Origin of the sequence: Nocardioides aquiterrae, assembly GCF_039526625.1 — a bacterium.
Taxonomy (GTDB): domain Bacteria; phylum Actinomycetota; class Actinomycetes; order Propionibacteriales; family Nocardioidaceae; genus Nocardioides; species Nocardioides aquiterrae.
In genome coordinates, this window is record NZ_BAAAJE010000030.1 from 86706 (window position 1) to 108170 (window position 21465).

21 protein-coding genes are annotated in these 21465 nt (G+C 73.0%); 17 read left to right on the forward strand and 4 right to left on the reverse strand.

Going from position 1 to position 21465, the window contains the following annotated elements; translation table 11 throughout:
* The first annotated feature begins 55 nt into the window (after positions 1–55).
* Entirely contained in the window at positions 56–1738 is a 1683-nt protein-coding gene (gene ilvD / locus ABD086_RS22750; protein WP_343910493.1) for a dihydroxy-acid dehydratase, read from the forward strand.
* Positions 1739–1742: 4 nt separating this feature from the next.
* Entirely contained in the window at positions 1743–2741 is a 999-nt protein-coding gene (locus ABD086_RS22755) for a hypothetical protein (protein ID WP_343910495.1), read from the forward strand.
* Here ABD086_RS22755 and ABD086_RS22760 read toward each other — a convergent pair.
* Positions 2728–3609, reverse strand: a complete 882-nt coding sequence (locus ABD086_RS22760; protein ID WP_343910497.1) for an aldose 1-epimerase family protein — start codon at positions 3607–3609, stop codon at positions 2728–2730. The genes ABD086_RS22755 and ABD086_RS22760 overlap by 14 nt on opposite strands.
* Before the next feature lie 25 nt (positions 3610–3634).
* Between ABD086_RS22760 and xylB the strand changes: the two genes are divergently transcribed.
* Together xylB and ABD086_RS22770 are read left to right on the forward strand one after the other, a co-directional pair.
* Entirely contained in the window at positions 3635–5032 is a 1398-nt protein-coding gene (gene xylB / locus ABD086_RS22765) for a xylulokinase (protein ID WP_343910499.1), read from the forward strand.
* A complete protein-coding gene (locus ABD086_RS22770; RefSeq protein ID WP_343910501.1) occupies positions 5029–6228 on the forward strand; it encodes a kynureninase in 1200 nt (399 codons plus the stop codon). Before xylB ends, ABD086_RS22770 begins: the two co-directional genes overlap by 4 nt.
* A gap of 211 nt (positions 6229–6439) precedes the next feature.
* Here the strand turns inward: ABD086_RS22770 and ABD086_RS22775 are convergent, their stop codons facing one another.
* Entirely contained in the window at positions 6440–6976 is a 537-nt protein-coding gene (locus ABD086_RS22775) for a GrpB family protein (protein WP_343910503.1), read from the reverse strand.
* An 82-nt stretch (positions 6977–7058) separates the two neighbouring features.
* Between ABD086_RS22775 and ABD086_RS22780 the strand changes: the two genes are divergently transcribed.
* The 7 genes from ABD086_RS22780 (at position 7059) to ABD086_RS22810 (ending at position 13317) form a co-directional block, all read left to right on the forward strand.
* Positions 7059–8063, forward strand: coding sequence for a beta-ketoacyl-ACP synthase III (locus ABD086_RS22780; protein WP_343910505.1), 1005 nt, complete (start codon positions 7059–7061; stop codon positions 8061–8063).
* A 21-nt stretch (positions 8064–8084) separates the two neighbouring features.
* Positions 8085–8510: a VOC family protein gene (locus ABD086_RS22785; protein ID WP_343910507.1), complete on the forward strand. Its 426-nt coding sequence runs from the start codon at positions 8085–8087 to the stop codon at positions 8508–8510.
* Positions 8507–9184: a 4a-hydroxytetrahydrobiopterin dehydratase gene (locus ABD086_RS22790; protein ID WP_343910509.1), complete on the forward strand. Its 678-nt coding sequence runs from the start codon at positions 8507–8509 to the stop codon at positions 9182–9184. The genes ABD086_RS22785 and ABD086_RS22790 overlap by 4 nt, the downstream gene beginning before the upstream one ends.
* A gap of 230 nt (positions 9185–9414) precedes the next feature.
* Positions 9415–11169, forward strand: coding sequence for an acetolactate synthase large subunit (locus ABD086_RS22795; protein WP_425571689.1), 1755 nt, complete (start codon positions 9415–9417; stop codon positions 11167–11169).
* Positions 11166–11720, forward strand: a complete 555-nt coding sequence (gene ilvN / locus ABD086_RS22800) for an acetolactate synthase small subunit (RefSeq protein ID WP_343910513.1) — start codon at positions 11166–11168, stop codon at positions 11718–11720. Before ABD086_RS22795 ends, ilvN begins: the two co-directional genes overlap by 4 nt.
* Positions 11721–11751: 31 nt before the next feature.
* Positions 11752–12780, forward strand: coding sequence for a ketol-acid reductoisomerase (gene ilvC, locus ABD086_RS22805; protein ID WP_343910515.1), 1029 nt, complete (start codon positions 11752–11754; stop codon positions 12778–12780).
* Positions 12781–12837: 57 nt separating this feature from the next.
* Entirely contained in the window at positions 12838–13317 is a 480-nt protein-coding gene (locus ABD086_RS22810; protein WP_343910517.1) for a hypothetical protein, read from the forward strand.
* Here the strand turns inward: ABD086_RS22810 and ABD086_RS22815 are convergent.
* Positions 13265–13591 carry a DUF6907 domain-containing protein gene (locus ABD086_RS22815; protein ID WP_343910519.1) on the reverse strand — a complete coding sequence of 109 codons (327 nt, stop codon included), beginning with the start codon at positions 13589–13591 and terminating at the stop codon, positions 13265–13267. The genes ABD086_RS22810 and ABD086_RS22815 overlap by 53 nt on opposite strands.
* 80 nt (positions 13592–13671) lie before the next feature.
* Between ABD086_RS22815 and ABD086_RS22820 the strand changes: the two genes are divergently transcribed.
* The 6 genes from ABD086_RS22820 to efeB all read left to right on the forward strand — a co-directional run bounded on the left by ABD086_RS22820 (position 13672) and on the right by efeB (position 19848).
* The gene (locus ABD086_RS22820; RefSeq protein WP_343910521.1) at positions 13672–13992 is read left to right on the forward strand and encodes a helix-turn-helix domain-containing protein; all 321 of its coding nucleotides are present in this window, start codon (positions 13672–13674) and stop codon (positions 13990–13992) included.
* Between the two features lie 4 nt (positions 13993–13996).
* Positions 13997–15733, forward strand: coding sequence for a sensor histidine kinase (locus ABD086_RS22825; protein ID WP_343910522.1), 1737 nt, complete (start codon positions 13997–13999; stop codon positions 15731–15733).
* A 28-nt stretch (positions 15734–15761) separates the two neighbouring features.
* On the forward strand, positions 15762–16469 hold the full coding sequence (locus tag ABD086_RS22830) for a DsbA family oxidoreductase (RefSeq protein WP_343910524.1): 708 nt from the start codon (positions 15762–15764) through the stop codon (positions 16467–16469).
* A 62-nt stretch (positions 16470–16531) separates the two neighbouring features.
* Positions 16532–17398: an iron uptake transporter permease EfeU gene (efeU, locus tag ABD086_RS22835; RefSeq protein ID WP_343910526.1), complete on the forward strand. Its 867-nt coding sequence runs from the start codon at positions 16532–16534 to the stop codon at positions 17396–17398.
* 33 nt (positions 17399–17431) lie between these two features.
* The gene (gene efeO / locus ABD086_RS22840) at positions 17432–18589 is read left to right on the forward strand and encodes an iron uptake system protein EfeO (RefSeq protein ID WP_343910528.1); all 1158 of its coding nucleotides are present in this window, start codon (positions 17432–17434) and stop codon (positions 18587–18589) included.
* The gene (gene efeB, locus ABD086_RS22845) at positions 18586–19848 is read left to right on the forward strand and encodes an iron uptake transporter deferrochelatase/peroxidase subunit (RefSeq protein WP_343910911.1); all 1263 of its coding nucleotides are present in this window, start codon (positions 18586–18588) and stop codon (positions 19846–19848) included. The genes efeO and efeB overlap by 4 nt, the downstream gene beginning before the upstream one ends.
* A gap of 4 nt (positions 19849–19852) precedes the next feature.
* Here efeB and ABD086_RS22850 read toward each other — a convergent pair whose 3' ends face one another.
* Positions 19853–21415 (reverse strand): PucR family transcriptional regulator, encoded by a 1563-nt coding sequence (locus ABD086_RS22850; protein ID WP_343910530.1) that lies wholly within the window; start codon positions 21413–21415, stop codon positions 19853–19855.
* Between the last annotated feature and the right edge of the window lie 50 nt (positions 21416–21465).

The following is a 21465-nucleotide window of genomic DNA, read 5'->3' on the forward strand; positions in this document are numbered from 1 at the left end:
TCACATCGTGACCGTGGGGACCTCACGGCCGTGGCTCGCCACTACGCTCTGGGCCATGACCGGCCCCGACATCAAGCCCCGATCCCGCGACGTCACCGACGGACTGGAGAAGGCCGCGGCCCGCGGCATGCTGCGGGCCGTCGGCATGGGCGACGAGGACTTCGCCAAGCCGCAGATCGGCGTCGCCTCCAGCTGGAACGAGATCACGCCCTGCAACCTGTCGCTGCAGCGGCTGGCGCAGGCGGTCAAGAACGGCGTGCACGCGGCGGGCGGCTACCCGCTGGAGTTCGGCACGATCTCGGTGTCCGACGGCATCGCGATGGGCCACGAGGGCATGCACTTCTCGCTGGTCTCCCGCGAGGTGATCGCGGACTCGGTCGAGACCGTGATGATGGCCGAGCGGCTGGACGGGTCGGTACTGCTCGCGGGCTGCGACAAGTCGCTGCCCGGGATGATGATGGCCGCCGCGCGCCTCGACCTGTCCAGCGTCTTCCTGTACGCCGGCTCGATCATGCCGGGCAACGTGGACGGCCGGGACGTCACGATCATCGACGCCTTCGAGGCGGTCGGCGCGTGCCTGGCCGGCAAGATCAGCCGCGAGGAGGTCGACCGGATCGAGCGGGCGATCTGCCCCGGCGAGGGCGCCTGCGGCGGGATGTACACCGCGAACACGATGGCCGCGGTCGCCGAGGCGATCGGCATGTCGCTGCCCGGCTCCGCCGCGCCCCCGGCCGTCGACCGGCGCCGCGACGGCTTCGCGCACCGCTCCGGCGAGGCCGTGGTCAACCTGCTCCGGCACGGCATCACCGCCCGCCAGATCATGACCAAGGAGGCGTTCGAGAACGCGATCACGGTGGTGATGGCGCTCGGCGGCTCGACCAACGCCGTCCTGCACCTGCTCGCGATGGCGCGCGAGGCCGACGTCGACCTGACCATCGACGACTTCAACCGGGTCGGCGACAAGGTGCCGCACCTCGGCGACCTCAAGCCGTTCGGCAAGTACGTCATGAACGACGTCGACAAGATCGGCGGCATCCCGGTCGTGATGAAGGCGCTGCTCGACGCCGGCCTGATGCACGGCGACTGCCTCACGGTCACGGGCAAGACGATGGCCGAGAACCTCGCCGAGCTGTCGCCGCCGGACCTCGACGACGACGTGATCCGCAGGCTCGACCGCCCGATCCACCAGACCGGCGGGCTGACGATCCTCAAGGGCTCGCTGGCCCCCGAGGGCGCGGTCGTGAAGACCGCCGGCTTCGACGACTCGGTCTTCACCGGCACCGCGCGCGTCTTCGACGGCGAGCGGGCCGCGATGGACGCCCTCGAGCGCGGCGAGATCAAGCCGAAGGACGTCGTGGTGATCCGCTACGAGGGCCCCAAGGGCGGCCCGGGCATGCGCGAGATGCTCGCGATCACCGGCGCCATCAAGGGCGCCGGGCTCGGCAAGGACGTGCTGCTGATCACCGACGGCCGGTTCTCCGGCGGCACGACCGGCCTGTGCGTCGGCCACATCGCGCCGGAGGCCGTCGACGGCGGCCCGATCGCGTTCGTCCGGGACGGCGACACCATCACCCTCGACGTCGCCAACCGGCTGCTCGAGGTCGAGATGGGCGACGAGGACGAGTGGGAGAAGCGCAAGGTCGGCTGGGCCCCGAACCCGCCGAAGTACACCCGCGGAGTGCTCGGCAAGTACGCCAAGATCGTCCAGTCGGCGGCGCACGGCGCGATCACCGGCTGAGTGGATGCCCGACCAGCCGGACAACCGCGGCCCGGTCCTGGTCCTCGTCCTGCTCCTGCTGGTCGCCCTGCTCGTGGTCGCCTGGGGCGTGGGGCAGGAGGACGCGGACGCCCTGACGCTGGTCGAGCCCGTCGAGACGCCTGGCTCCGCCGCCCCTCAGGAGGCGCCCGCCGAGACCCCCACGCCGACGCACGGAGGCGCGCCCGGTGACCGGCCCGTCCCGCTGCCCGACGGCGGGACGAAGGTCTTCGGCGGCGGCCACTTCCTGGTCGCGTACTACGGCACCGGGCAGACGCCGGCGATGGGCGTGCTGGGGGAGAGCGACCCGGACACCATGGACGCGCGGCTGCACCGCGCCGCGGCTCCGTTCCGCCGTCCCGGCCGGCCGCTGCGGCACGTGTACGAGCTGATCGCGACGATCGCCGACGGCAGCCCGGGCCCGGACGGCGACTACAGCCACGACGTGCCGCGGTCGGTCGTCGAGACCTACGTCCGGGCGGCGCACCGCAACCGCGCGCTGCTGCTGCTCGACCTGCAGCCCGGGCGCAGCGGCTTCCTCGAGGTCGCGAAGCGCTGGGAGTGGGCGCTGCGCGACCCGTGGGTCGGGCTGGCCCTGGACCCCGAGTGGCGCATGGGCCCGCACCAGGTGCCCGCGCAGACGATCGGCCAGGTCGGCGCGCGCGAGGTGAACCGCACGTCGCGGTGGCTGTCGCGCCTGACGCGCCGCGCGGACCTGCCGCAGAAGCTGTTCGTCCTGCACCAGTTCCGCGTCGACATGGTCGAGCACATCGAGGACGTCGTCCGCCGCCCGGGGCTGGCGATGGTCCAGCACGTCGACGGGTTCGGCACCCGGCGGCAGAAGCGCGCCACCTTCCACACGGTCGCCCGACCGCAGCAGTTCACGCTGGGCTTCAAGCTCTTCTACGACGAGGACGTCGACCTGATGGGCGCCCGTGCCGTGCGCGCCCTGCGCCCGACGGTGAGGTTCGTCAGCTACCAGTGATCGTGAACGACGTCCGGTGCGTCGCGCCGGGCTCCAGCACCGCCAGGTCGGTGCCGCTGCGGAACGCGTCCGGCGGGCAGGTCATCGGCTCGATCGCCACGGCCTGCCGGGCCGGGTCGTGGGTGTCGCACGTGAAGACGTGCAGCCAGGTGCAGCCCTCGCCGAGGGTGACGGTCACCGACCGGTCGGCGAGGCGGAGCGTCGCGGTGTCGCCGACCAGGCCGCCGAACGGGTGGTCGATCCGCAGGTCGCCGATGGCGCGCGGCTCGCGGAAGTCGTACGGCGTGCCGTCGACCGGCTGCGGGGGCCCCGGCAGACCCCGGTCGTCCATCGGGCACCACGTGCCCGCCGGGAGCGTGAGCTCGAGCTCGTCGGCAGGGCGGCCCATCGTGAGGTAGGGGTGGAAGCCGGCGCCGTACGGCGCGGGCGTGTCGCCCGCGTTGGCCGCCTCCAGCGTGACGTGCAGCCCGGCATCGGTGAGGCGGTAGTGCACGTCGAGGTCGAGCGCGAACGGGTAGCCGGCCTGCGGCACCAGCTGGTGGCGGAACGACGCGCGCGCGGCGTCCGGGTGGTGGGCGTCCCAGCGGACCCAGCCGACCAGTCCGTGCAGGGCGTTGCCGCGCTCGGGCTCGGTCAGCGCGAGCTGGTGGTCCACCCCGCCGAACCGGTACCGGCCCTCGCCGATCCGGTTCGGCCAGGGCTGCAGCACCCATCCGCGGTAGTCGGGGCAGACGTCCCCGGCGGCGTAGCCGGCGACCAGGTCGCGCCCGGCGTGCTGGAGCGAGCGGAGGCCGGCGCCGACGCTGACCACCTCCGCCCGGTAGGGGCCGTGCTCGAGGACGAGGGCGGGTCCGGCGGGGTCGCGCATGCTCGCAGCCTGCCAGAATCGCCGCATGCCACTGGTCGCCGGGATCGACACGTCCACCCAGTCCTGCAAGGTCGTCGTCTGCGACGCCGAGACCGGGGAGCAGGTACGGAGCGGGACCGCCCGCCACCCCGACGGCACCGAGGTGCACCCCGGCCACTGGTGGAACGCGCTCCAGGAGGCGGTCGCCGCCGCGGGCGGCCTCGACGACGTCGAGGCGATCGCGGTCGGCGGGCAGCAGCACGGCATGGTCTGCCTCGACGAGGACGGCGAGGTGGTGCGCCCCGCGCTGCTCTGGAACGACACCCGCTCCGCGCAGGCGGCCCGCGACCTGATCGAGGAGCTCGGCGGACCGGGCCCGTGGGTCGACGCGGTCGGCCTGGTGCCGGTCGCGTCGTTCACGGTGACGAAGCTGCGGTGGCTGCGCGACCACGAGCCGGAGAACGCCGCGCGCGTCGCCGCCGTGTGCCTGCCGCACGACTGGCTGACGTGGAAGCTGATGGGCGCTCCGGGCCTGGACGCGCTGGTCACCGACCGCGGCGACGCGAGCGGCACCGGCTACTGGTCGCCGCTGACGGGGGAGTACCGCCCCGACCTGCTGACGCTGGCACTGGGCCGGGAGGTGATCGTGCCGCGCGTGCTCGGTCCCTCCGAGGAGGCCGGCCGCACGCCGGCCGGCCAGATCCTCGGCCCCGGCACGGGTGACAACGCGGCGGCGGCCCTCGGCCTCGGCGCGGTCAGCGGCGACGTGATCGTCTCGATCGGCACCTCCGGGGTGGCCTGCGCGGTCGCCGAGAAGCCGGTCGGCGACGTGAGCGGCGCGGTGGCCGGCTTCGCCGACGCCACCGGGCGGTTCCTGCCGCTGGTGGCCACGATGAACGCCGCGCGCGTCCTCGACGCGGCCGCCCGGATGATCGGCGCCGACCACGAGAAGCTCTCCGAGCTCGCCCTGTCGGCGCCCGCCGGCGCGGGCGGCATGGCGCTGGTGCCCTACCTCGAGGGCGAGCGCACCCCGAACCGGCCGGACGCCACCGGCGCGATCCACGGGCTCCGCCTGGAGACCGCCGACCCGGCGTACCTCGCCCGGGCGGCGGTGGAGGGCATGCTCTGCGGGCTCGCCGACGCGGTCGACGCCGTCCGTGCGCTCGGCACGCCGGTCGAGCGGGTGGTGCTGGTCGGCGGCGCGGCCCGCTCGCGGGCGGTGCGCGAGATCGCGTCCGCCGTGCTCGGGCTGCCGGTGACCGTCCCGCAGCCGGGGGAGTACGTCGCGCGCGGGGCCGCCCGCCAGGCCGCGTGGGTGCTCGCCGGCGCGGCCGAGGCGCCGGCGTGGCCGCTGGCCGACGTGGTCGAGACCGAGGTCGAGCCGACGCCGTTCGTGCGCGAGCGGTACGCGTCGGTGCGCGACCTGACCGCGGTGCGGCTGTGACTCGACCGGAGGAGGGCCCGCTCGCGTCGTACCGCGACCGCTTCGTCGGCGCGGACTCGCCGCTCGTCTACTTCGACGGCAACTCGCTGGGCCGGCCGCTGAAGGTCACCGGCCCGCGGCTCGCGCGCTTCGTCGAGGAGGAGTGGGGCGGGCGGCTGATCCGGGGGTGGGACGAGCGCTGGTTCGACCTGCCGCGCACGATCGGTGACGAGCTCGGCCGGGTCGTGCTCGGCGCGGCGCCCGGTCAGGCGGCGATCGGCGACTCGACGACCGTGCTGCTCTACAAGCTGATGCGCGCGGCGGTCGCGGCGCGGCCGGGGCGCACCGAGATCGTCGTGGACCGCGACAACTTCCCGACCGACCGGTACGTCGCCGACGGCGTCGCGCGCGAGTGCGGGCTCACGCTGCGCTGGATCGACGTGGACCGGGCGGCCGGCGTGACCGCGTCGCTGCTGGAGTCCGCCGTCGGGCCGGACACCGCGCTGGTCGTGCTCTCGCACGTCGCGTACCGCTCGGCGTGGCTGGCGGACCTCCCGGAGCTGACCCGGATCGCCCACGACGCCGGCGCGCTCGTGCTCTGGGACCTCTGTCACTCGGCCGGCTCGGTGCCGCTGGCGCTCGACGACTGGGGCGTGGACCTGGCCGTCGGCTGCACCTACAAGTACCTCAACGGCGGGCCCGGCTCGCCGGCGTTCTGCTACGTCGCCCGCCACCACCTGGACTCGCTCACCCAGCCGATCCAGGGCTGGATGGGTGCGGTCGACCCGTTCCTGATGGGCCCCACGTACGCACCCGCCGCCGGGATCCGGCGGTTCCTGTCCGGCACCCCGCCGATCGTCGGGATGCTCGCCGTCCAGGACATGGTCGAGCTGATCGACGAGGTGGGGATGGCGGCCGTGCGCGAGAAGTCGGTGGCGCTGACGTCGTACGCGATCGAGGTGGCCGACGAGCTGTTCGCGGGCCGCGGCGTCGTCGTGGCATCGCCACGCGACCCCGCGCTGCGCGGCGGGCACGTGACGCTCGACCACCCGCTGATGCGCGAGGTCACCGCGGCGCTGTGGGAGCAGGACGTGATCCCTGACTACCGCGACCCGGGCGGGCTGCGGATCGGGCTGTCGCCGCTCTCCACGTCGTTCGAGGAGGTCGAGCGCGGCCTGGAGCGGACTCGCGAGGTCCTCGACGGCCTGACGGGCTGACGGGCTGACGGGCTGACGGAACCACCGGACTGTCAGCACCTTCCGGTTCGCGTGGGGTTGCGACCGCAGTGGCAGCGACGGGGACGGTGGACACGTGGTTGCGGTCGGCGCCCGGCTTACGGTTCGTGGCTTTCGGGTCGTGTGCCTGAGAACGCGCTATAGCGCGGCGTGAGGCACACGACCCAGTGGCCGTGGAAGCGCGCACTGCCTGTCATGGCGAGACCGGCGGCCATCCTCGGGCGGCTCGCGCACGGTTCACGACCTCTTCGACGAACGCGGTCTTCGCCTCCGTGTAGGCGGGGCCCCACACGCCGCGGCGGACGAGCTCGAGCTTGAGCTCGCCGTACCGGTCGCGGGTCGTGTCGTCCCTGCGCAGCCAGTCCGCGAAGAGCCGGACGTGCGCCTCGTCCCACCGGTCGGCCGGGAAGACATGGGCGATCGACTCGCGCACCCCGTCCTCGTGCCGGGCGAGCGCCTGATGGTCACCTGCCTGCGACGGACCGCTCCAGCCGAGGCGGTGGAACACCTCCTGGAAGGAGGCGAGGTGCGCGCCGGGCGGCATCGCCAGCGCGAGGTCGATGACGGGCTTCGCGACGAGCCCCGGCACCGAGGTCGAGCCGACGTGCTCGATCCTCCAGCCCGGCCCCAATGCACCCATGAGGTCGTGCGCCACCTGCTCGTACCGGCGCTCCCACGCCGGGTCGTACGGAACCAGCCTCGCCGCGGGGTAGTGGTCGGCCGGCGCCATGAGGCGCACGGTAGCCGGGCCTACGGACAGACCCTCACCCAGTGAGTGACACGCCCGCGGGTGGGGGTCGTAGCCTTCGCCTGTGACGACCATCAACCAGCGACAGGGTGCGGCCGCGACCGCGATGCTCGGGCTCGGCGTGTACCGCCCCGAGCGCATCGTGACCAACGACGAGATCTGCGAGGTCCTGGACTCCAGCGACGAGTGGATCCAGACCCGGTCGGGCATCCGGACCCGGCGGTACGCCGCGGAGGACGAGTCGCTGCTCGACATGGCCACGATCGCGGCCGAGCGCGCCCTCAAGGCGTCCGGCGTGGCGGCCGGCGACCTCGGCACGGTCATCTTCGCGACGTCCACGCACGTCCAGCACACGCCCGCTGCGGCGCCGCTGCTCGCGGACCGGCTGGGCTCGCGGGCCGCGGCGTTCGACGTCTCCGCCGGGTGCGCGGGCTTCTGCCACGCGCTGTCGGTCGGCTCGGACCTGGTCCGCGGCGGCAACGCCGGCCACGTCCTCGTCGTCGGCGCCGAGCGGCTCAGCACGTTCATGGACCCGACCGACCGCGGCACCGCGTTCATCTTCGCCGACGGCGCCGGCGCCGCCGTCGTCGGTCCGGCGGACGAGGCGGGCATCGGTCCGGTCGCCTGGGGCTCCGACGGCTCGCAGTCGCACGTGATCACGCAGTCGGTGCGCTGCGACGAGCTCGACCCGGACCACCCGCTGGTGGTGCAGATGGAGGGCACCCAGGTCTTCCGGTGGGCGCCGTTCGCGATGGCCGACGTGGCCCGCGAGGCCGTCGCCGGTGCCGGGCTCGAGCTGACCGACCTCGACGCGTTCGTCCCGCACCAGGCCAACCTGCGCATCACCGAGCTCCTCGCCCGCCAGCTCAAGCTGCCCGAGGGCATCGCGATGGCGCGCGACATCCAGGACTCCGGCAACACCTCGGCCGCGTCGGTGCCGCTGGCGATCGAGGCGATGGTCCGCAACGGGGAGGCGAAGCCCGGCGACACCGCCCTGCTGATCGCGTTCGGCGCCGGCCTCAGCTACGCGGGCCAGGTCGTCACGCTGCCGCCGGTGGTCGCGGACTAGGGGTCGGCGGCGGGTGCTTGGGTGGACCACGTGGACCAGCGGATCAGCTTCGTGACCCTCGCCGTGCGCGACGTCGAGGCCAGCCGCGTGTTCTACGTCGACCGGCTCGGCTGGGAGCCGGCGCTGTTCGTCCCCGGTGACGTCCTGATGATCCGCGTCGGCGAGCACGTCGTGCTCTCGCTGTGGGACGAGGCGGCGTTCGAGGCCGAGGTCGGCCCGATCGTCCGAGGGAACGGCGTCGCGCCGATCACCCTCGCCCACAACGTCGCCACCCGCGAGGAGGTCGAGGCCGTCCTCGCGACCGCCCGGGACGCCGGCGCCGACCCGGTCGGCGACCCGGTCGAGCGCGAGTGGGGCGGCTACACCGGCTACTTCGGCGACCCGGACGGGTATCGCTGGGAGGTCGCCTACAACCCCGGACCGATCGGACAGGTGGTGCTGCCATGAGCGACGACCCGAAGCAGGTGCTTCGCTACCCCCAGGTGCAGGCCGAGGAGCTCGCCGACTGGCGGTTCTTCCTGATGCGGCTGCACGCGCGGTTCCGCACCGGCAGCTTCGTCCGGGGCCTCGAGCTCGTCACCCGGATCGCCGAGGCGGCCGAGGCGGCCGACCACCACCCGGACGTCGTGCTGACCTACCCGCACGTCGACGTCGACCTGCACAGCCACGACGTGCAGGGCGTCACCAGCCGCGACGTCGCCCTGGCCCGGCGCATCTCCGAGATCGCGGCCGAGCTCGGCGTCGAGGCGGCGCCCCGCGAGGTGTCCACGCTCGAGCTCGCCCTCGACGTCCCGGACGCCGCCGAGGTGCAGCCGTTCTGGCGGGCCGTGCTCGCCTACGAGGACCACGGCGAGTGGCCGGAGGTCACGGACCCGGGCGGCCGCAACAACACCCTGTGGTTCCAGGAGGCCCCCGGGGCGACGGGGGAGGCGCAGCAGCGCTTCCACCTCGACATCGTGGTGCCGCGCGAGGTGGCCGAGGAGCGGGTCGACGCGGCGGTCGCCGCGGGCGGCACGCTGGTCACCGACGAGCACGCGCCGGCGTTCTGGATCCTCGCGGACGCGCACGGGAACAAGGTCTGCGTGTGCACGGCCGACGGCCGGGAGGCCTCCGGGGAGTGAGACCGCTGTCCCGGATCGTGGGACGCGTGCCACACTCGGATGCGGACGGGAGGCCCGGGCGGTTACGGTGGCGGCATGCGCAAGGACATTCTTGTACGCACCCGACGTGTGAGCTGACCGGACACCGACTCAGCACGCACGTCACCCCTCGCCGCCCACCAGCCGGGCCGGGGGGTTTTTTGTTGGGCAGCACCCAGAAGCAGGCACGGGACGAGAAGGAAGCAGGACCGATGAGCGAGCAGATGACAGGCGCACAGAGCCTGATCAGGTCGCTGGAGGCCGCGGGGACCACCGACATCTTCGGCATCCCGGGCGGCGCGATCCTCCCGGCGTACGACCCCCTCATGGACTCCTCGATCCGGCACATCCTGGTGCGGCACGAGCAGGGCGCGGGCCACGCCGCCCAGGGGTACGCCGCCGCGAGCGGCCGGGTCGGCGTGTGCATGGCCACCTCCGGGCCGGGCGCCACGAACCTGGTCACGCCGCTCGCGGACGCGCACATGGACTCGGTGCCGATCGTCGCCGTGACCGGGCAGGTCGGCGCCGCCGCGATCGGCACGGACGCGTTCCAGGAGGCCGACATCCGCGGCATCACGATGCCGATCACCAAGCACAACTTCCTGGTCACCGACCCGGCCGAGATCCCGCGCACGATCGCGGAGGCGTTCTACATCGCCTCGACCGGCCGCCCGGGCCCGGTGCTCGTCGACGTGGCGAAGTCCGCGCTGCAGGCGACCACGACCTACGCGTGGCCGACCGAGCTCAACCTGCCCGGCTACCGGCCGGTGACCCGTCCGCACTCCAAGCAGATCCGGGAGGCCGCGAAGCTCATCCTCGAGTCGCGGCGCCCGGTCCTCTACGTCGGCGGCGGCTGCATCCGTGCGGGGGCCGCGCGCGAGCTCCGGGTGCTCGCCGAGCTCACCGGCATGCCGGTCGTCACCACGCTGATGGCTCGCGGCGCGTTCCCGGACAGCCACCCGCAGCACCTCGGCATGCCCGGGATGCACGGCACCGTCGCCGCGGTCGCCGGCCTCCAGCGCAGCGACCTGATCATCAGCCTCGGCGCCCGGTTCGACGACCGGGTCACCGGCAACCTCGACTCGTTCGCACCCAACGCCCGGGTCATCCACGCCGACATCGACCCCGCCGAGATCGGCAAGAACCGCGCGGTCGACGTCCCGATCGTCGGCGACTGCCGCGAGGTGATCAGCGACCTGGTCGTGGCGTTGAAGGCCGAGGCCGACGCCGGCCACACCGGCGACTACGAGGGCTGGGTCGACTTCCTCGCGGGGGTGAAGAAGAAGTACCCGCTCGGCTACGACGCCCCGAAGGGCGAGCTCGCCCCGCAGTACGTCCTCGAGCGGCTCGGCGCCATCGCCGGACCGGAGGCGATCTACGCCGCCGGTGTCGGCCAGCACCAGATGTGGGCGGCGCACTTCGTCGGCTACGAGCACCCGAACACCTGGATCAACTCCGGCGGCCTCGGCACGATGGGCTACGCGGTCCCGGCCGCGATGGGCGCCAAGGTCGGCATGCCGGGCTCCACCGTGTGGGCGATCGACGGCGACGGCTGCTTCCAGATGACCAACCAGGAGCTGGCCACCTGCGCGATCAACGACATCCCGATCAAGGTCGCGATCATCAACAACGAGTCGCTCGGCATGGTCCGCCAGTGGCAGACGCTCTTCTACAACGAGCGCTACTCCAACACCGACCTGCACTCCAAGCGGATCCCGGACTTCGTCAAGCTCGCCGACGCCTACGGCTGCGTGGGCCTGGCCTGCGAGAGCCCGGACGACGTCGACGCCACGATCACCAAGGCGATGGAGATCGACGACGTCCCGGTGGTCGTGGACTTCCGGGTGCACCGCGACGCCATGGTGTGGCCGATGGTCGCCGCCGGCACCAGCAACGACGACATCAAGTACGCGCGCGACATGGCACCCAAGTTCGACGACGACGCAGACCTGGAGCTCCGCCCGTGACCACCACGCCCCACACCCGCCACACGCTGTCGGTCCTGGTCGAGAACAAGCCCGGCGTGCTGGCCCGGATCGCGGGCCTGTTCAGCCGCCGCGGCTACAACATCGACTCGCTCGCCGTGGGTCCGACCGAGCACCCGGAGATCTCCCGGATGACGATCGTCGTGAACGTCGAGGAGTCGCCGCTCGAGCAGGTCACCAAGCAGCTCAACAAGCTCGTCGAGGTGATCAAGATCGTCGAGCTCGACGGGTCGGCCTCGGTCAACCGCGAGCTGCTGCTGGTCAAGGTCCGGGCCGACGCGGAGACGCGTGGGCAGGTCCTCGACGCCGTCCAGCTGTTCCGTGCCAAGGTCGTCGACGTCGCGCCCGACGCGGTCACCATCCAGGCCGTCGGCAACGCCGACAAGCTGTCCGACCTGCTGCGGGTGCTGGAGCCGTTCGGCCTCCGCGAGCTCGTGCAGTCCGGCATGGTCGCGATCGGTCGCGGCTCCCGCTCCATCTCCGAGCGCACCCTGCGCCCGGTCACCGTCCCCGCCCCGCCCGCAGCGGGCTGACGTACGACAACAACCAGAAGGAGAAGCCCCCGTGGCTGAGATGTTCTACGACGACGACGCCGATCTGTCCCTGATCCAGGGCAAGAACGTGGCGGTCATCGGTTACGGCAGCCAGGGCCACGCCCACGCGCTGTCGCTGCGCGACTCGGGCGTCGACGTCCGGGTCGGCCTGCAGCCGGGCTCGAAGAGCCGCGCGAAGGCGGAGGCCGAGGGCCTGCGGGTCGTCACCCCGGCCGAGGCGGCGGAGGAGGCCGACGTCATCGTCATCCTCGCCCCCGACCAGCACCAGCGGAAGCTCTACGCCGAGGAGATCGAGCCGGCGCTCACCCCGGGCGACACGCTGGTGTTCGGCCACGGCTTCAACATCCGGTTCGGCTACATCACCCCGCCCGAGGGCGTCGACGTCTTCATGGTCGCGCCGAAGGGCCCCGGCCACCTGGTGCGCCGCGAGTACGTCGACGGTCGCGGTGTGCCGGTGCTCGTCGCCGTCGAGAAGGACGAGTCCGGCAAGGCCTGGGACCTCGCGCTCTCGTACGCCAAGGCGATCGGCGGCCTGCGCGCCGGCGGCATCAAGACGACGTTCACCGAGGAGACCGAGACCGACCTGTTCGGCGAGCAGGCCGTGCTCTGCGGCGGCGCCTCGCAGCTGGTCATGTACGGCTTCGAGGTGCTCACCGAGGCGGGCTACCAGCCCGAGGTCGCCTACTTCGAGTGCCTGCACGAGCTGAAGCTGATCGTCGACCTCATGTACGAGGGCGGCATCGCCAAGCAGCGTTGGTCGGTCTCCGACACCGCCGAGTACGGCGACTACGTCTCGGGCCCGCGGGTGATCACCCCCGAGGTCAAGGAGAACATGAAGGCCGTCCTCGAGGACATCAAGAACGGGTCGTTCGCGCAGCGCTTCATCGACGACCAGGACGCCGGGTCGCCGGAGTTCAAGGAGCTGCGCGCCAAGGGCGAGCAGCACCCGATCGAGCAGACCGGCCGCGAGCTGCGCAAGCTGATGGCCTGGGTGAAGTCGCACGACTCGGACTACACCGAGGGCACCGCGACCCGCTGACGTCGCCGGGCCGGCGCCTGAGCGTAGGTGACCATCTATAGATGGTAGTCTCGCCGGGTGCCGGTCCCGGGCTCGGATCCTGCGCTCGCGGTCGCAGCGGGCCTGGCCCGCGCGGCGGCCGCCGCCTGCGACCGGCGGCTCGTCTCCGACGGTGAGCGCCTCTACGACCGGGTGCGGCAGCGGGTCGACCCGCTGGTGTCCGCGGCCGGCGAGGTCGTCGTCGCGTTCCCGAGCATGCTGCTCCACCCCGGGGCCCGCCACGAGTGCCTGGTGGTCGTGCTGCCCGAGGCCGTCGTCGTGGCCCTGCGGCGGAAGGGCGCGCGCACGCTGCCCGAGGTGATCGTCGTCGAGAAGAGCACGGTGTCCCGCGTCGAGATCGCGCCGCCGCCGCTCTCGGTGCCGTTCCCGCTGGCCGCGAGCCTGATGGGCGGCTTCGGCGTCTGCGTGGTCGGCCTGCCGCGAGGTGCGCTGGTCTTCGGGGGAGTCACCCGTCGCCCGGGAGGGCCGACCGCAGCCGGCGGGCGCTCTCGTCGCTGAGCACCAGCGCCGCACCCGCGCCCTCGGCCTCCGCGATCACGACCCACGTGGGGGCGGTCTCGGGCAGCTCCCGGACCCGCTGGACCACGAGCTCGGCCGGCTCGGCGAGATAGCGCAGGCGGACCGGTTCGAGCCGGCCGACGACCGCGGGGACGACGACCCCCTCGTCGCGGTGCACGCGGTCCTCGGGGTGGTCGTGCTGGCCGTGCGCCCGCGTGCACCACGCCGGGCACGGCGCCGGGAGCCAGGTGGGTGCGTCCTCGTCGTCGGCCATGCCTGAACTCCCGAGCTGAGATGGTGTCGTCCGGTCGACGGTAGGCGCGGCGACCGACAGCCGCAGAATCCCATACCGGTATGACCATCTTCGTTCTGTCGACCCGGGAGGCTGGGGGCGTGCCGCGTCGTCACACGGAGACCACCTGGGAGTCGTTCGCCCGCGAGCTCGGGCACAACCTCCGCAGGGCACGGGAGGCCACCGGCCTGAGCCAGGAGCGCGTCGCGCACGCCGCCGGGCTGGCGTCGTACACGTACCAGAAGTTCGAGAAGGGCGAGTCGCGGCCGGGCATGCCGCTGAACCCCCGGCTCACCACGCTCGTGGCGCTCAGCCAGGTCCTGGGCGTGCCGGTCGCGGAGCTGCTCCCGGCCGACCTGCCCGACGTCACCAGCGGGCGCTGAGGACATGGCCGACCAGGCCCCGGGCCATGGGTGGTCGGACTCCTCGGCGCGCGCCGTCCTCCAGCTGATGGTCGAGTCCGTCGCGGAGATGGTCGGCTTCGAGGTCGCCGTCCTCTCCGTCGTGCTCGACGAGGAGCTGGTGACCGTCGCCTACACCGGCCCCGAGGAGCACCGCGAGTACCTGCTCGAGTCCGACCCGGTGAGCGTCCTCGACTCGGTGCTCGCCGCCGCCGTCTCGTGGGGCCCGCGGCTCCGCTTCATCGCGGCCGGCACCCACGGGGAGCTCGAGGGCCACTGGGTGGTGATGGAGCAGGAGGCGCCGGCGACCGCGGACGCCTGGCACCCCGAGGACGCCCTGCTCGCCCTGCTGACCGACGACACGGGCACACCGGTCGGCATCCTCTCGGTCGACAAGCCGGTCTCCGGGCAGCGGCCGGACGACCGGCAGCGCGACCTGCTCGAGCGGTACGCCGCCCAGGCCGAGCGCGCCGTGCTCACGGCGTTCGAGCGTGAGGAGCTGTTGGCGCAGGTCGGCCACGCCGAGGCCGCCCGCCGGCTGATCCGGGCCGCGTCCACCGCGCCGGACGCGTCCGTGGAGGCGGTGCTCCGGCTCACCCACGGGCCGCTCGTCGAGGGGTTCGGCGCCAGCGGCTCCTGGATCCAGGTCTTCGACCCGGCCATCGGCTACGCGCGCTCCCGCGACGGCGAGACGGTGTTCATCACCGACGAGGTGCTCGAGGTCGCGACCCGGCAGGCGCTGCTGCTGTGGGCCGAGCAGCGGTGCCTCCTGGTCACGGCGGGGGAGTCGAACGAGGTGTCCGGCGCGGTCCACGCCCTGCTCGCGGACCTCGAGCTCTGGTCGGTGGTCGGCGTCCCCCTCGGCGTCGGTGCGGAGTGCGTGGGGTTCCTCGTCCTGACCCGCCGCGCACAGGACCCGGCCTGGACCCAGGGCGAGATCGACTCCGCCCTCGAGATCGGCCACGACCTGGGCGCGGCGCTCACCACGGCCCGCGCTCTCGAGCGGGAGCGCGCGGTGGTGCGCGAGCTCCAGCAGCTCGACGACTACCGCAGCCACCTCATCGCGACCCTGTCGCACGAGCTGCGCACCCCCCTCACGGTGATCTCGGGCAACCTCGAGCTGCTCGGCGCCCACGGCCTGGACGCGGAGGCGGAGCGCTTCCACGCCGCGATGACCCGCGGCACCCTGCGGATGCAGAAGGTGGTCGACGACCTCCTGCTGCTGGCCCGGGTCAGCCACCCGCAGCACCCGCTGGTGCGCACGCCGGTGGACCTGCGCGCCGTGGTGGACGACGTCACGATGCTCGTGGAGTCGACGGCCCGCTCCAAGGGCCTGACGCTCGCCATCGAGCTCGAGGACGGCCCGCTGCTGGTGCTGGGCGACCTCGGCGAGCTCGACCGGTTGCTCGGCAACCTGGTCAGCAACGCGGTGAAGTACACGCCGGCGGGCGGCCAGGTGCGGATCACGGCCCGCCGCGACGAGGACGACGTCGTCGTCCGGGTCGCCGACACCGGGCTGGGCATCTCGGAGGAGGACCAGGCCGGCCTGTTCAGCGCGTTCTTCCGCACCACCAACCCCGCGGCGCTCAGCGAGTCCGGGACCGGGCTGGGGCTGGCGATCGTCGCCTCGATCGCGGAGCGGCACGCCGGCCGGGTCGACGTCGAGTCGCGACTGGGCGAGGGCACGACGTTCACCGTGACCTTGCCCGTGGCCGGGGAATGACCGCGGCCGGTTGTCCGTTCAACCAGTCATGCGCATCGAGATCTGGAGCGACGTCGTCTGCCCGTGGTGCTTCGTCGGCAAGCGCCGGCTGGAGTCCGCGCTCGCCGAGTTCGAGCACGCCGACGAAGTGGAGGTCGTGTTCCGCTCGTTCGAGCTCGACCCGTCCGCCCCTCACCACGGCCACGAGCTCTCGACCGGCGTGCTGGCCCGCAAGTACGGCCGCCCCGAGGCGGAGATGCGGCAGATGCAGCAGCAGCTGACCGACGTCGCGGCCGAGGAGGGCCTGGCGTTCCGGCTGTTCGACACCGTGCACACCAACACCGTCGACGCGCACCGGCTGCTCCACCTCGCCCTCGAGACCGGTGGGCCGACCCTCCAGCGCGAGCTCAAGGAGGCGCTGCTCTCGGCGTACTTCGAGCGGGCCGAGGACGTCGGCGACCACGACGTGCTCGCGCGGGTCGCCGCCGGGGTGGGCCTCGACGAGGCCCGGGTGCGGGAGGTCCTGGCCGGCCACGAGTACGCCGACGCGGTCGAGGCCGACGTCGCCCAGGCGCGCGCGTACGGCGCCACCGGCGTGCCGTTCTTCGTCGTCGACCGCGCGTACGGCATCTCCGGTGCCCAGCCCGCGGAGGTGTTCACCCAGGTGCTGGAGCAGGCCTGGGCCGCGTCGCACCCCGTGCTCACCACCGTCGGCGGGGACGCCGACGCCTGCGGGCCGGACGGCTGCGCGATCTGAGCCGGGATTTCTTTGCCACCTTTGGTTAGGCAAACCTAATCCAGAGGCGTAGCATCCGAAGCGTGCTCGCGAACTACCTCATCGGACTCCGCGAGGGCCTGGAAGCGGCCCTCGTGGTCAGCATCCTGGTCGCCTACCTGGTCAAGACCGACCGCCGGCACCTGCTGGCGCGGATCTGGATCGGCGTGGGCATCGCGGTCGCGGTGGCCCTGGCCTTCGGCTTCGCGCTGTTCTTCGGCCCTCGCGGCCTGACCTTCGGGGCGCAGGAGGCGATCGGCGGCACGCTCTCGATCGTCGCCGTCGGACTGGTCACCTGGATGATCTTCTGGATGGCCCGCGCCGCCCGCTCGCTGAGCGGGGAGCTGCGCGGCCAGATCGACAGTGCCGCCGAGGGCTCGTGGTGGGCGCTGGTGCTGGTCGCCGTCCTCGCGGTCGGCCGCGAGGGCCTGGAGACCGCGCTGTTCCTCTGGTCCGCGACCGAGGCGGTCACCCGCGACACCAACGCGACCTGGCAGCCGCTGCTCGGCGCCGCGCTCGGCATCGCGACCGCGGTCGTCCTCGGCTGGCTGCTCTACCGCGGCGCGATCCGGATCAACCTGAGCAAGTTCTTCACCTGGACCGGCGCGTTCCTCATCCTGGTCGCCGCCGGGGTGCTGTCGTACGGCGTGCACGACCTGCAGGAGGCCGGCATCGTGCCGGGCCTGGACACCGTGGCCTGGGACGTCTCCGGCACCGTCGACCCGAACAGCTGGTACGCCACCCTGCTCAAGGGCGTCTTCAACTTCTCCCCGGTGACCACGGTCCTCGAGGCGGTCGTCTGGGCGCTGTACGTCGTCCCGGTGATGACGTTCTTCGTCCTCGGCGCCCGGCGCCGGAGCGCTCCGCCCGCGCCCGCGAAGGCCGCCGCGCCCACCCCCGTCAGCCACTGACCGCACGACCGCGGAACGACCGAAGAGAGATCGATGCGCAAGACCCTGCTCGTGGCGCTCCTGTTCGCCACGCCGCTGTTCGCCGCCTGCACCGAGAACGTGAGGTCCGGGAGCGACTCCGGTGACGCCCGCACCATCGCGGTGACCTCCACCGACGACGGCTGCGAGGTCTCGAGCTCCGAGGCGCCGTCCGGATCGCTGACGTTCGACGTCACCAACGACGGCTCCACGGTCACCGAGTTCTACCTGTTCGGCGAGGACGGCAAGCGCATCGTCGGCGAGGTCGAGAACATCGGCCCCGGCCTGTCCCGCCAGCTCGTCGTCGCCGCGTCCGCGGGCACGTACGTCACCGCGTGCAAGCCGGGCATGAAGGGCGACGGCATCCGCGCGGACTTCACGGTGACGAAGTCCGACCAGGAGCCGACCGTCTCCGCCGGCACCGATGAGCAGGTCGACCGGGCGCTGACGCGGTACGAGGAGTACGTGAGGGAGCAGTCGGGCCAGCTGGTCGCGAAGACCAAGCAGTTCGTCGCGCTCTACGAGCGGGGCGACGACGCGGCCGCCCGTGCGCTGTACCCGGCGGCCCGCACCCACTGGGAGCGGATCGAGACCGTCGCCGAGTCGTTCGGCGACCTGGACCCGAAGACCGACGCTCGCGAGGCGGACCTCGAGCCCGGCCAGAAGTGGACCGGTTGGCACCGGATCGAGAAGGACCTCTGGCCGCCCGCGTCCGGCTACCGGCCGCTCACGACCGAGCAGCGCGCGTTCTACGCCGACGACCTGCTGAGGAACACCGAGACCCTCGACGGCCGGATCCAGCAGCTCACCTACACCGTCGACCAGATCGCCAACGGCTCCCGCGGCCTGATGGAGGAGGTCGCCAAGGGCAAGGTCACCGGCGAGGAGGAGATCTGGTCGCACACCGACCTGTGGGACTTCCAGGCCAACGTCGACGGTGCCCACGAGGGCTTCGAGTACCTCGAGCCGATCCTCGCGCAGAAGGACCCCGAGCTCCTCGAGACGCTGGACGACCGGTTCGCCGCACTGCAGAAGCTGCTGGACGCCCAGCGCACCGACGACGGCTTCGTGCCCTACGACCAGCTCAGCCGGGACGAGGTCAAGCAGCTCGCGAACGCCGTGAACGCGCTCGCGGAGCCGCTCTCCGAGCTGACTGCGGCGGTGCTGTCCTGACCGCGCCGCACCTCTCGCGCCGCGGCCTGGTCGGTGGCGGTGTCGCCGCCGGCCTGGCGGTCGGTGCGTACGCGGCCGGCCGGGCCAGTGCAGCCGACGATCTGCCGACGTCCGCCGCCGGCGACGCCTACGCGTTCCGCGGCGCCCACCAGGCCGGCATCACCACGCCGGCCCAGGACCGGCTGCACTTCGCGGCGTTCGACGTCACCACCGGATCGCGCGCCCAGCTGGTCGCGCTCCTCCAGGCCTGGACCGAGGCCGCGGACCGGATGACGCGGGGCCTGCCCGCCGGCGAGATCGGCCCCACCGAGGGCGCGGTCGACCTGCCGCCGGACGACACCGGGGAGGCGATCGGGCTGCCGGCCAGCGGCCTGACCATCACCTTCGGCTTCGGCCCGTCGCTGTTCCGCGACGCCGGCGGACGCGACCGGTTCGGCCTCGCCGACCGGCAGCCGGAGGCGTTGCGCACGCTGCCGCACTTCCCGGCCGACGCGCTGGACCCCAGCCGGTCGTACGGCGACCTGTGCGTGCAGGCCTGCGCCGACGACCCGCAGGTCGCGGTGCACGCGATCCGCAACCTGGCCCGGATCGGCTTCGGCACCGTGGCCGTGCGCTGGTCCCAGCTCGGGTTCGGCCGCACCTCCACCACGTCGACCGCGCAGTCGACGCCGCGCAACCTGTTCGGCTTCAAGGACGGCACCGCCAACATCAAGGCCGAGGAGGAGTCCGCCGTCGCCCAGCACGTCTGGGTGGCCGACGGCGACGACCCCGGGGCTGGCTGGCTGGCCGGCGGCTCCTACCTGGTCGCGCGCCGGTTCAACATGAACATCGAGGTCTGGGACCGCCAGTCGCTCGGTGACCAGGAGGACTTCGTCGGCCGCACCAAGGCGTCCGGTGCACCGCTGTCCGGCGGCTCCGAGCTCACCGAGCCGGACTTCGCGATGCCCGGCAGCGACGGACCGGTCATCCCGCGCGACGCGCACGTCCGCGTCGTGCACCCGGACTTCAACGACGGCGCCCGGATGCTGCGCCGCGGCTACAACTTCGTCGACGGCACCGACGCCCTCGGCGGGCTGAACGCGGGGCTGTTCTTCATCGCCTTCGTACGCAACCCGGACACCCACTTCATCCCGATCCAGAACAGGATGGCCGAGGCCGACGCGCTCATGGAGTACGTCCAGGTCACCGGTTCGGCGCTGTTCGCCGTCCCGTCCGGCATCGGGCCGGGGGAGTACGTCGGGCAGGCGTTGTTCGACTGAGCGTTCAGCCGAGCTCGGCCGACGTCCGTAGCGTCCACCACAGCACGAGCACCTGGTCCGGGGCGTCCAGGTCGAGGCCGAAGCTCTCGCCCACCCGGCGCAGCCGGTAGCGGACGGTGTTGGCGTGCACGCCGAGCCGCCGGGCCGTGGCCGACACGTCGCGCCCGCACTCCAGCCAGGTCAGCACCAGCGAGGAGTACGTCGTTCCGTGCTGCGCGTCGTGGGCGAGCAGCGTGCGGGCGGGTGCCGAGGCCAGCGCAGGCTCCTCGGCCAGCAGGTTGCGGAGGTGAGCGATCGCGAGCTGGTCGGCGAGCGAGGCGGCCGAACCGACTCCGGCGAGATCCGGGCGGGTGCGCAGGAGCGCGAGCACCCGGTCGGCATCGATCCGCGCCGGAACCACCTGGGCGGCGTCGTCCACAACCGGGCCGACGGCTGCGAGCACGTCGAGCCGCAGCGAGCGCGCGGCCGAGGTGCGCACGTCGCCGGCCAGGGTCGTCAGCCGCGCCGGATCGGCCGCACGGGAGCCGGCGGCCAGGACGTAGAACGTGGAGCCGATCAGGCAGGTGCCGATCGGGCCGAGCCGCGGCTCGAGCTGCAGGGCGAGCAGGTCGAGCAGCCGGCCGGAGGCCGTCGGCACCGTGTCCGGCTCGGCGGCGCTGAAGGCCAGGACCGCGAACGGACCCGTCGTCTCGACCCCGAGGCGAGCGAGCGCCGTGGTCGACGGCATCTCCCCGGTGAGCACGCCGCGCACCACCTCGCCCCGGCGGTGGCGCGCCAGGTCCTGGCCGCTGCGAGCACGCAGCAGGTGCAGGGCCGCGAGCTCGGCCGCGGCCAGCAGTGCCGGCTCGGCCTCCTGCCCGATGGTCCCGGTCGGGTCGACGACCCAGATGCTCCCGATCGGCTCCGCTCCTGCCCGGACGGCGACCGCCACGCGGGGGAGGGCCGGCGGCTCCGCGCCGAAGCGCACCACGCCGGTGGTCCGGTAGACCTCGCGGTACTGCGCGTCGTTCTCCGGTACGTCGGGCACCCGCCGTCCCAGGATCCCCTCGCGTCGCTCGGCGTCGATCGGCTGGTCCGGCAGCGTGGAGTAGGCGAGCACCCGCTGGGCGAAGTCCTCGATGGCGGTCGACCCACCGGCCGCGGCGGCGATCGCGTTCGCGAGCCCGAACAGGTCGCCCACGGCCGGATCACCCCAGGCGGAGTCCCGGGCGGCGGAGTCGATGACGGCGGTGGCCATGGTCGCCAGGTGCAGCCACTCGACGTCCGGGTCGACGCCGAGCGCCGCGATCCCCAGCTCGTCGGCGGCTGCGGCGAACGTCGCGCCCGGATCCGTGTCGAGACGGGCGACCACCGCGGCGTACCCGCAGTCGGCCGCCGCCCGCACCACCTCGCGAGCCCGGGCCGCCGACGGGTCGAGGCCGGCCAGGAGCAGCACCCCGCTGGTCGCGGGGGGCAGCGTCGAGCGCTCGTCGTGCAGGACCACCCGGCGGACGGCCAGCGAGGTGCCCGCCGGGTCGGAGAGCAGACGCAGCCCGCTCTCCCGCAGGTTGTCCACCAGGTCTCCCACGCTCGCCGACCGCACGGTGCCATTCTCCGCGCCGGTTGTCGGATCCGACA

Coding starts and splice junctions, on each gene's coding strand:
- ABD086_RS22755 (WP_343910495.1), top strand. CDS start 1,743: ATGCCCGACCAGCCGGACAACCGCGGCCCGGTCCTGGTCCTCGTCCTG.
- xylB (WP_343910499.1), top strand. CDS start 3,635: ATGCCACTGGTCGCCGGGATCGACACGTCCACCCAGTCCTGCAAGGTC.
- ABD086_RS22795 (WP_425571689.1), top strand. CDS start 9,415: ATGAGCGAGCAGATGACAGGCGCACAGAGCCTGATCAGGTCGCTGGAG.
- ABD086_RS22775 (WP_343910503.1), bottom strand. CDS start 6,976: ATGGCGCCGGCCGACCACTACCCCGCGGCGAGGCTGGTTCCGTACGAC.
- efeO (WP_343910528.1), top strand. CDS start 17,432: ATGCGCAAGACCCTGCTCGTGGCGCTCCTGTTCGCCACGCCGCTGTTC.
- ilvD (WP_343910493.1), top strand. CDS start 56: ATGACCGGCCCCGACATCAAGCCCCGATCCCGCGACGTCACCGACGGA.
- ABD086_RS22760 (WP_343910497.1), bottom strand. CDS start 3,609: ATGCGCGACCCCGCCGGACCCGCCCTCGTCCTCGAGCACGGCCCCTAC.
- ABD086_RS22830 (WP_343910524.1), top strand. CDS start 15,762: ATGCGCATCGAGATCTGGAGCGACGTCGTCTGCCCGTGGTGCTTCGTC.
- ABD086_RS22825 (WP_343910522.1), top strand. CDS start 13,997: ATGGCCGACCAGGCCCCGGGCCATGGGTGGTCGGACTCCTCGGCGCGC.
- ABD086_RS22790 (WP_343910509.1), top strand. CDS start 8,507: ATGAGCGACGACCCGAAGCAGGTGCTTCGCTACCCCCAGGTGCAGGCC.
- ABD086_RS22815 (WP_343910519.1), bottom strand. CDS start 13,591: ATGGCCGACGACGAGGACGCACCCACCTGGCTCCCGGCGCCGTGCCCG.
- ABD086_RS22820 (WP_343910521.1), top strand. CDS start 13,672: ATGACCATCTTCGTTCTGTCGACCCGGGAGGCTGGGGGCGTGCCGCGT.